This is a genomic window from Psychrobacter sp. T6-4, from assembly GCF_052258425.1.
Taxonomy (GTDB): Bacteria; Pseudomonadota; Gammaproteobacteria; order Pseudomonadales; family Moraxellaceae; genus Psychrobacter.
In genome coordinates this window covers 20,770-30,867 of record NZ_JBQQEZ010000021.1, presented here as the reverse complement: position 1 = coordinate 30,867, position 10,098 = coordinate 20,770, and the positions used below count along the sequence as shown (strand labels likewise).

The 10,098-nt window shown below is 46.1% G+C and carries 10 protein-coding genes; 5 read left to right on the top strand and 5 right to left on the bottom strand.

The genetic code is table 11. From position 1 onward, the window contains the following. Positions 1 to 261: 261 nt before the first annotated feature. From tolQ to ACTXGE_RS12230, 4 genes are all read left to right on the top strand, one after another. Complete coding sequence (gene tolQ, locus ACTXGE_RS12245; protein WP_443543615.1) at positions 262 to 984, top strand: protein TolQ; 723 nt, start codon at positions 262 to 264, stop codon at positions 982 to 984. Next, positions 981 to 1,439, top strand: coding sequence for a protein TolR (gene tolR, locus ACTXGE_RS12240; protein ID WP_443543616.1), 459 nt, complete (start codon positions 981 to 983; stop codon positions 1,437 to 1,439). Before tolQ ends, tolR begins: the two co-directional genes overlap by 4 nt. Positions 1,440 to 1,555: 116 nt before the next feature. Further along, complete coding sequence (locus ACTXGE_RS12235; RefSeq protein ID WP_443560317.1) at positions 1,556 to 2,575, top strand: cell envelope integrity TolA family protein; 1,020 nt, start codon at positions 1,556 to 1,558, stop codon at positions 2,573 to 2,575. A 98-nt stretch (positions 2,576 to 2,673) separates the two neighbouring features. Then, entirely contained in the window at positions 2,674 to 3,966 is a 1,293-nt protein-coding gene (locus ACTXGE_RS12230; RefSeq protein ID WP_443543620.1) for a translocation protein TolB, read from the top strand. Positions 3,967 to 4,010: 44 nt separating this feature from the next. Here ACTXGE_RS12230 and ACTXGE_RS12225 read toward each other — a convergent pair whose 3' ends face one another. The 3 genes from ACTXGE_RS12225 to ACTXGE_RS12215 form a co-directional block, all read right to left on the bottom strand. Next, positions 4,011 to 4,628 carry a c-type cytochrome gene (locus ACTXGE_RS12225; RefSeq protein ID WP_443543621.1) on the bottom strand — a complete coding sequence of 206 codons (618 nt, stop codon included), beginning with the start codon at positions 4,626 to 4,628 and terminating at the stop codon, positions 4,011 to 4,013. A 35-nt stretch (positions 4,629 to 4,663) separates the two neighbouring features. Next, positions 4,664 to 6,262 carry a flavin monoamine oxidase family protein gene (locus ACTXGE_RS12220; protein ID WP_443543623.1) on the bottom strand — a complete coding sequence of 533 codons (1,599 nt, stop codon included), beginning with the start codon at positions 6,260 to 6,262 and terminating at the stop codon, positions 4,664 to 4,666. Positions 6,263 to 6,452: 190 nt separating this feature from the next. Then, entirely contained in the window at positions 6,453 to 7,871 is a 1,419-nt protein-coding gene (locus ACTXGE_RS12215) for a c-type cytochrome (protein WP_435949028.1), read from the bottom strand. Between the two features lie 317 nt (positions 7,872 to 8,188). On the opposite strand from ACTXGE_RS12215, the gene ACTXGE_RS12210 reads away from it, so the two are divergent. Further along, positions 8,189 to 8,407 carry a hypothetical protein gene (locus ACTXGE_RS12210; protein WP_435949029.1) on the top strand — a complete coding sequence of 73 codons (219 nt, stop codon included), beginning with the start codon at positions 8,189 to 8,191 and terminating at the stop codon, positions 8,405 to 8,407. Positions 8,408 to 8,456: 49 nt separating this feature from the next. On the opposite strand, the gene ACTXGE_RS12205 is transcribed toward ACTXGE_RS12210, so the two are convergent. Continuing rightward, positions 8,457 to 9,068 carry a flavodoxin family protein gene (locus ACTXGE_RS12205; RefSeq protein ID WP_435949030.1) on the bottom strand — a complete coding sequence of 204 codons (612 nt, stop codon included), beginning with the start codon at positions 9,066 to 9,068 and terminating at the stop codon, positions 8,457 to 8,459. A gap of 37 nt (positions 9,069 to 9,105) precedes the next feature. Beyond that, positions 9,106 to 10,083, bottom strand: coding sequence for a polyphenol oxidase family protein (locus tag ACTXGE_RS12200; protein WP_435949032.1), 978 nt, complete (start codon positions 10,081 to 10,083; stop codon positions 9,106 to 9,108). Between the last annotated feature and the right edge of the window lie 15 nt (positions 10,084 to 10,098).

Genomic DNA, 10,098 nt, shown 5'->3' with positions numbered 1-10,098 from the left:
CCAAGCTCATAAAAATATAAGAAGTGATATTCCAAAAAAAAGCCAGATACTTGCAGTATCTGACTCCTTATAAACCCTCAACCTATTTTAGGACGGGACAGTCATTACTCTCAGAGACGTTATCTTGCCTTTATGTAAGCAGTAACATACCGATAGCTTACTCTAAGTATTTTTATTGTCAGAGGCTGCTATCTTTATGACCCATTACCTTTTAAAATGTGCCGTACCCAAGTTATTGCTACTTACTCGTGAGTGACCTAAATGCCTGAATCTTTGAATATTATTGACCTTATCACCGATGCCAGTTTATTGGTACAGCTCGTTATGGCGCTACTATTATTAGCGTCTCTACTTAGCTGGGTCATTATCTTTCGCCTAAGTGCGCGCTTAGGCACTGCTAAGCGTTTTGACACACAGTTTGAGACGTGGTTTTGGTCTGGCGAAGATTTAGCTAAGCTCTATCAAGGTATCCAAGGATCGCCTGATCGTCAGGGACTTGAGCAGATATTTTATGTCGGGTTCTCTGAGTATCTTAGGATGCACAAAAAACGCCAACCTAAAGACGACATTATCGACGGCGTTGAGCGCAAACTGCGCGTGGGCTTAGGACGTCAGCAGCAGATGCTAGAATCTGGTATCGCCACCCTTGCCAGTATCGGCTCTGTTGCCCCTTATATCGGTCTATTCGGTACGGTGTGGGGTATTATGAATGCCTTTTTGGGACTCTCGCAAACCGAGCAAGCTACCCTTGCCTCTGTCGCACCCGGTATCGCAGAGGCGCTTATTGCTACGGCTATGGGATTGTTCGCCGCTATTCCTGCGGTACTTGCCTATAACCACTTCACTGCCAAATCTAGCAGACTCTATGAGTCGCGCGCGTTATTTTGTGATGAGATGACGGGCATGCTACAGCGCGAAACCAGCGCGCAAAGTATGCTGATACGCGAGACTAGTATCGCGCAAAACAAGGCAACTGGTCTATGAAATCTAGTCCTTACCAGCGCCCCAAAAAAGCCCTCAATGCCGATATGAATGTTGTGCCTTATATCGATGTGATGCTGGTGCTACTGGTCATCTTTATGGTGACAGCGCCTATGCTGACTACAGGCGTCGATGTTGATTTGCCCAAAGAGCAAGCGAGCACTTTGACTCAAAACCAGCTACCGGTCATCGTCTCCTTGACGGATAGCGGCGAGATTTTTATTAGTTATGAGAACAATATGGATATGCCGATTAGTGAGCCTGAGCTGATAGAGGTGCTCTCTAACTTACAAGCGCAATATCTAAGCTCAGGTGAGGCACCGGTACAAGTGATGATTAATGCCGATCGAAACAATCAATATGGCTCTATTGTCGCGCTTATGGCAAGCTTGCAGCAAGCGGGTATCGAAAAGGTTGGACTACTAACAGGTGCGCCCCTCCCTGCTCCGCAGATCTGATCTGTCTCAACATTACAAGAGATTAAATAACGATAGATATAATGCTAAAATATCATTATATTTATCATAAACGTTTTATAATCAATTATTTACTCTCATTTATGAGTATTCATGCCATGAATAATGCGCCTGCCGTCTTTGTACCGACTGAGCCTGAGAGCAATGGACTAACTTGGCCTACGCTGCTAAGTCTGCTTGCGCACGGCATCGTCCTAGGACTCTTGATCTATAACTATCAGACGCCTGTTATCGAAACCGCTGGCAGCATTGAGACAACAATGGTATCTCCTGAGCAATTAGCCGAGATGCAAGGGCAGATACTCGCCAATCGAGCGGCTGCAAGCGCGCAACAAGCGAGCGGTACTCCGAGTAGCAGCTCAAATAGTGAGTCCGCTAGTGAGACTCCTAATGTGTATAGCTCCGACTCATCCAGCAGCTCGCAAAGCACGCAACCAAGCTCACAAAAAGTACCTGTATTTTTGCAGTCAGATGATGGCACTGACACGCCGATACTAATGAGTGAGCAGCAACAAGAGCGCTATACTCAGCAATCAGAAGAATATCAGCGACAGCTTGCCCAGTGGTCAGCCGAGCAGCAGGCTATTACTGATGAGAGACTAAAGCGCATTGAGCAAAAAAAACAGCAAGATGATCAAGCTGTTGAAAATAGACTCAAAGCGTTTCAGGATAAACAGCTCAATCCGCCAAAGATCGAAAAACCAACGGCTAAGCAGCGCAATATAGAGATCACCTCTGGTAGTTCAGGCAGTGCTGGTAAGAGCTTTAGTTTATCTGATGGTGAATCGACAATATCAGGCGATAGTGCGACAACTAGTAGTAAACCTGGAAGTAGTAGCTCAGCTAGCGGTAACCGCGGCGCAAGCAATAGCGAGATTATTAATCTTATTAAGCGCAACTATCAGCCTCCAGTAGCCGCTAGAGGGTCAACGCAGCGCACTACTTTGACCATTACGGTGCGCTCAAACGGAGATGTGGCAAATGTTACTGCCTCTGGGCCTGACAGCGCGGTCAATGAAGCGGCGCGCCAAGCAGTACTAAATACAGGTAATCTGCCTATTGATGCTGATGACCCTAAATACCCGACCTTTAACATACAGTTTAAAGGTAGCAATTGACGACTATTACCCTAATCATGTTGCACCGACTGCTCAATTAGCCTATTTTGATACTCAAATAATTCTATATCCTTCTTATTTAGGAGTCTGATCTGGTTATGCGTACTCACAAAAAACTATTACTCACCCTACTTACTGGCGCGTCAAGCTTACTTATGGCCCCAAGCTTATTGGCAGCGCCCGTTGTTTTGGAGCTGGACTATGAGATTCCTGTTCAGCAAAATCAAGTGGCGTTTGTGCCATTTGCAGGCGACTCTGTTTTATCATCAGTTATATTAAATGACTTAAACAGAACCGAGCTTAGCGTTACCAGTCAGGGCTTGCCGCAGCAGCCCCGCAGTATCAATGAGCTATCAGGTACGCTCCCTGTTTGGCAAAGTTTAGGGATTCCCTATTTAGTTGTCGGTAGCACGCGTAGCAACCGCGGTAAAATCGTTACTGATTATGAAGTCATAGACGTAAAAGCAGGCCGCGTGATTGAGGGCAAACAAACCTTGAGCGCTGATAACAATAGCCAAAGTTTGCGTTATGCAGGTCACGTCATCGCAGACAAAGTCTATGAGCTAATCACAGGAATACCAGGCGACTTCTCAGGGCGCATCGCCTATATTGAAGAGACAGGCGTCGGTAAGAATAAAACCTCGCGTCTAAAGATCATGGACGCCGATGGCGAAAATGCTAGCACTATTACAGAAGTCAATGGCTCTATCTTCTCGCCTGCTTGGTCACCTGATGGCAATCGTATCGCTTATACGGTGCAGCGAGACAAATCCTACCCTGTCATCTATGTACAAAATATCAGCGGCGGCGGTGCGACAACAGTAACGCCGTACAAAGGCAGTAATATGAGCCCGTCATTCTCACCAGATGGCAGCAAGATTTTGTTCTCAAGTAGCTTTGAGGGGAGCGCTGATATTTATGAAATTAGTGCTGGCGGTGGTAATTTGCGCAAACTGACCAATTGGCCAAGCAGCGAAGTGCAGCCCACTTATGCACCTGACGGCAAATCCTTTGTTTTTGTCTCTGACAAAACAGGATTTAATAGACCACAAATCTATCGCTATGAGTTTGGTTCAGGACGTATCTCAAAGGTGTCTAATAGCGGCTATGCCACGACGCCTAAGTTCAACAATGATGGCACGCAAATTGGGTTTTTAAGTGGTTCATCAGCGGCGATTATGAATAGTAACGGTCAAGTCGTCACCAACATAGGCAACACGGGTCTAGATGAAGGGGTTAGCTTTTCACCCAATGGCAAACGCGTGGTCTACGCGTCCACGCAAGGCGGCAAAGGCGTCATTACTATCAAATCATTGAATGGTGGTGAGGCTTTTGGTAAGTCAGGACAAGGGGTTATCAAGTCACCGGTCTGGTCGCCCAACCCTAAATAGCTCTAAAAAAAGCGCTCGATAGTATAATCGAGCGCTTTTTATTTTTATTCACTTGGATCGTATCCTGGTGGATTATCATGTCTTATTTGCGCCACATCAGCAGCGGTAACGGTCGCCTCAAGTCCATTGAGATCGGTCATAATGTACTGCGTCACGGCTGCCATTTGCTCATCGTTCATCATCATATGAAACGATGGCATACCGCGCAGGCCGTTGATTAGGATGCCTATCGTGTAATATTTTGAGGCCATCTTGCTGTTGTCAGCGAGCGGCGGATAGTAACCTGCGCCGTACGCTCCTTGACCGTCATGCATGTGACAGGCAGCACATGAGCGATGATAAAGCTCGCGCCCATTAGTGCTATGGTAGGCGTTACCCTCACCAAACACCTGATTCCACTTTTGGACCTCTAGATCCTCTGCCATAGCAGGTATGTTGGCGTAACTGACGATATCGACCTGAGGTTTTGCCAGCTCCTCTTCACTCGTGTACACCGCGCCCCATGAACCATTGTTGCGACCATCGGCAAAGTCATAACTCTCTGCCGTCGCAGTTTGTGCCTCAGGTTCAGCTAGCGTCGGTGCATCCGCGTTCGATGAGCAGCCAGACAATGCCGTCATAGCGACCATAGCCGTCAATAGTGAATATCTTAAATCTTTCATAATTGCCTCTTACTCTATTTATCTATGACAGCTGGCTATACAGCCTTTGCTCTTTGATGCAAGCGCGTGGCGGTATCTAGCCCTGATAAAATAGCGCCTTCTTGCCATGCTGGGATATGTGAGCAATGCTCACCTGCAAGTACAATCCGATTGTCAATCTGACACAGCGTATTGTAGTATTTCTCGCGGCTTGACTCACTCCAGATACCGTAGCAGCCCAATGTCCAAGGGATACGGTGCCACACTACAGAGGTGCCCGAGCGAAACTCTTCGGGGTACTGCGGATGGATATGCTTGCCATAAGCTAAAGCGGCGTCAATGCGCTGCTGCGGGGTCAAGGCATTGAACTTATACGACGTTGGGCCATAGCCGTACCCTCCTAGCAGCACGCCTGTTCCTGTCTTGAACATGTCCTCAGAAGGATAGGCAATCTGTATATTGGGCATATCAGTGTACGTGACTCCGCCATAGATCCACTCATCTTCCTCCCAAAAGCGGCGCTTAAACTCCAGACCTACCTTAAACGCAGTATCGTAAGGCACTGCTGACATGGCCTCTTTCATAGGTTTTGAGACGTTAATGTCCATCTGGGTCAATACGGTCAAAGGAATGGTGCAGATACACCAATCAGCGCGCTCAGTCTTAGTGCCGCCATTAGGGTTATTGCTGTCGACATAATCAATAGTCACGCCGCTATCATCTTGATGAATCTTAGTGACTTTGGCGTTGAACTCAATCATGTCACGGCATTCACGTGTGAACGCATCGCCAATTTTGCCCATGCCGCCGACTGGCTGAAACATCGTTGGATGATGTACGTAAACATCAAAGTTATTGTACAAATCTGACCACACACCAGATTGCAATAGCTCACTCATCGGTAGGACATCTGATGGCTGCTCTTTCGGCATAAGGCCACCGCCAGGGTAGACACTATACCCGCGAACCTTGCTGGTGGCATGGCTAGTCACATAACGATAATTATTGTCTAATACGCCCCAGCCTTTTAGCCCTTCAAGCAGCTTTTCTTTATCTTCGGTATTGACCGAGCGATCCAGTCCGCCCACATTCACTGATTTTGATAGTAACTCTGAGACATAGCCTTTAACATCGCTTCTGACATCACCCAAACGCTGCGGCACACCATTAAAGTGATTGGTACGATGCAAGTACGCCCTATTATTAGTCTGAACAAAGGGCTGCAGCTCAACACCAAATTTTTTGCAATAATGAAACACGCCATAGTGATGACTTGGCAAGCGCCAAGGACCACCATTAAAATAATTGCCTTCCTCAAAGTCGCAAGTGACCTCTTCGCCGCCAAGCTCTGTGTATTTATCACCGCTGTTGAGTGTCCAGCTACGACCACCGCCACGGTTTTGATACTCTAATACTTTAACTTCATAACCTGCCTTACGCAGCTCATAAGCGGCTGTCAAACCTGCCAGCCCCGCCCCAAGTATTATGATACTAGCACCTGCAGGTGCACCTGTTAAATTGAGCTCTTCCTTAAAGGTGGACTCTGAGGCAAACCCCAAGGTCGTCATCGCCTGATACATCGCGGTTGCGCCCGCAGTCTTACCAATCATAGAGAGCAGTTGACGCCGCGTTGGTGATTGAAGCATATCTTTCATATTGGTGTCCTTGTGGTATGACCGTATTAGGTAGCTATTGTCATCAAGATATATATTGATATCACTGTGACTTTCTTTATCTTTTACTACCTGATCATTGACCTATATATTTGTAAATTAGTTTGTTATCTATACTCAAAGCGCTTTAATAAATGATATCTATACTAAGTGCTTTTACTCATCTGTTTTACTAAGCGCGTTGACGCGAGCGTATGATGGCTCTAATAACAAAGAAAAGGATTAAGAGCGCGACAATGATACCGAGTATGGCAAGCACGCCTGCATACTTTATCAAAAACGGACGTTGATCTTGTCCTGCTGCAACAGTATCGACATAGTCTGCGCTCACATCACTACTGGCAAGACCGCCGAAGCTAGTCCGAACATAATTAGTGATATCAGCGATTTGCTGATGGCTCAGCTGATCTTTAAAACCTGGCATATTCGGTCGGATATTGGTTGCTCCCTCTACCCCGTGCAGGATCACGTTGATCAAGGTGTCTGGATTGTCACGGCGCAAACTTGTCAAACCAACAATAGGGGCATAACCAGCATCAGGCTGCGCGTAGCCATTGACGCCGTGACAGCTGGCGCAAGCATTTAGATATAGACCCTCAGGCGAGCTACTATCAACGCCAAGTTTTGCCTGTGTTAGGTAGTCGTCTTGAGCTAGCAAATCATGAGTGATCGAGGCATTGATAGGATCAGGTAAGCTTTTGGTATCTACCTCAGTGATCGTATCCTTTGTCTCAATTGCGGGGACTACTTTTAGATAAGCGGCAATTGCGCCCAAATCATCGTCCGTTAGATAGCGGGTACTGTGAGCGACTGCTTCACCCATAGGGCCACCTGCATAAGCGCGCTTGTCTAGCTCGCCTGTGCGCAGATAGGTGACGATATCTTGCTCGCTCCAGCTACCGATGCCGCTTGAGTTGTCAGGGGTGATATTAGGAGCATACCAATTGCCCAATTGCGCACCCGATAGGTACATACTATTATCAGCACCCATCGTCATATCACGCGGGGTATGACAAGTACCGCAATGTTCTAGATTGTTGGTAAGGTATTCACCGCGCTGCTGGATGGCAGTTAGACCCTCCCTGTTTTCGTAAGCGGGTACATTTATAAAGTTCCAAAAATACATCAGGCTACGAATATTAAAAGGAAAGGGTAGATCTGTTTCATACTCAGGCGCCGCGTCTACTGCAGGCACCGTTTGCAAGTAGGCAAATAGCGCACTGATGTCTTCATCGGTCATACCATGATATGAAGGATAAGGCATCGCAGGATAGATCATGTGATCAGGCGCACGACCCTTGCGCAGCGCTTTTTTGAGATCTTGTTCAGTATAGTTACCGATACCATAGCGCTTAGAGGGCGTGATATTAGTCGCATAGATACTGCCCATCGGTGTATCGATAGCAACGCCGCCTGTATAATCTTCTCTGTGACAAGCCATACAATCAGCCGCGCGCGCGATATAAGCGCCGCGATTGACCAGATCACTGTTAGCAGGACTGACGTTAGGTAGGTTTGTAGCCTCTGCCATAGCAGCGCTTGAGGAGATACCGATAGCAAGCATCGATAGCACCTTGTAAAATGGCTTCATAATATCCTCACACCATAGCATTTAAATTATTTATCTCAAAACATGTCTACAATAGTAAAAAGCTAGCTCTTAATCAGCTAAGAGTAAAAACACATCTTGTTATGTTGGCTTATATTTAATCTTGAACACCTGCAAATACCAATATCTAAGTACAATCAATATTTACCGAATATTGTCTAATTATATTGATTAAGTAAAAAAATTTCAGTACTGTGACGCTTTTAGTGACTCTATTAACACTAACCAATAACAAAACTCTCCTGTTTTAATTCATAATGCATTGAGTTACCTTTCAAACACTAGTGATAATAAGCGCTATGAAAAATCCTTTTGCCCACAACTCGCCCTTTTTTTATACCCTATTTGCAAGCGTGCTCCTTACAGGCTGTCAATCTCTCGGATTTGGCGGTAGCCCTATTCCAGTAACCGCGGCTCAAACGATTAAAGGGTCGACAAACAACCCATTGCCCACTACAAAATCACTGTCTACTATTAATCCAGTTAACTTGCAGTCAGATACTTTAAACAAAAAATAAAGCAAAAAAAAACGCCCGTTATGGACGTCTGTATTCGTTTATCGTGGGTTTACTGATCTGAGGGTTGATGCTTGATAATAGTCTTTGCTAAGTGATTGCCGAACCAGATAGCAGTATCGATATCCCCTTTGCCTGGAGTCTTTTCAGGTGGTCCATCAAGCGACTGCGTCATCAGTCCCAAAAAACTCGATAAACGATTAAGATCAGTGGATTCATGACCTGTCGGCATTAAAGGCAGGCCGATCCAGTTCATACCGTGCTGCATACAGTACAGATTGATCTGCTGTAATACGGCAAGCTTATCTCCACTAAGACCACCTGAATTGGCAAATCCTGCCGCCCACTTGCCTTCCCATATACGGTTGTACCAACGCTTTGAGGTCTCATCCATAAAGGTCTTAAATTCAGCGGTAACGCTGCCCATATAGACGGCGCTACCAAACACCAATAGATCGGCTTGATCTAAATAGTCCCAATCTACCTCATATACATCTACCGCCCGTGCCTGCAACTTGGGCAGCTGCTGGCGCGCGCCCTCGACGATAGCGTGCGCCACGCGTTTGGTATGACCATAATTACTATGGAAGATAACTGCCATAGTGACGCTAGGTACTGCTTTGGCGTCGGTAGTGGTTTGCGATGAGGTAGCAGGTGTATTCATACAAGCTCTAATAATGTCTGATAAAGGGGTTAAAATATTATAAAGGACGGCTGCGTACAATGATTAGCGCCATACGTCCTGTAGCAGGCTGATGCAAATGCGTCTGGCGCCGATAAGAATAGTAGCGAGTATCAGCGTAACTACAGTCTATTGGCAGATCAGTCTTTAACTTTATACCTAAAGCTGTTAATTGATCCGCTGCCAGCTGCGGTAAGTTGAGCTTAATTTTGTCTGCATTTACTGTAGCGTAATTTGACAGATTTTCAAGGTTCTTGTGTAAGTATTGCTCCGCGCTTTGTGAATTGTCAGCTAGGTTAGTATTAGCGGTGGCATCATTACTGACATCGACCTCTGACGCTATACTATATAAATGCTCAAACTCGTTTAAACGAGCGGCATCTAATAATTTGTGATCGAAACATCCTGCCAGCAGCTTATCTTGAACTTGCCGATTCACCTCATAGTGCGCTTGACTAATACAAGCGCCCATCCATGCCATAATTGATAATGATTTATCAAAGCGCTTGGCGGCTTGTTTTATGACCCCGCAAGCTAGCCCCTGCCAGCCTGCATGAATAGCCGCTATCTGCCTACTATCTGGCTGATACATCACAATAGGTACGCAATCTGCGGTCATAATTGCCAGTCCCATATCATCTTGCATACTAACCATAGCATCAGCAGCAATAGGCTGCATACCGATAGTAGTATTGTCAATATCATGCACCTGATTGCCATGTACTTGATTGACCCAATGCAAACGCGCTATGGGCGCAAGGTGATAACCCTTCAATTGCTCATTGATAGCGCTGAGCAGTTGCATACGGTTATGTAATACTGGTTTGGGGTCGTCGCTGACATGCAAGCCTAGATTAAAGTCGCCGTAGCTTGCCTGCCCTAGAGTAGATGTATCATCAAATAATACGTTTGGCTCGTCATTAAAAGCGCGAGTTTGAAAGACTGCAATGTCATTTAAGTGTGCTACAAGCGTAATAGGCTGGCTTTGAGCAGTCATAGCGTCTCCCCTAAA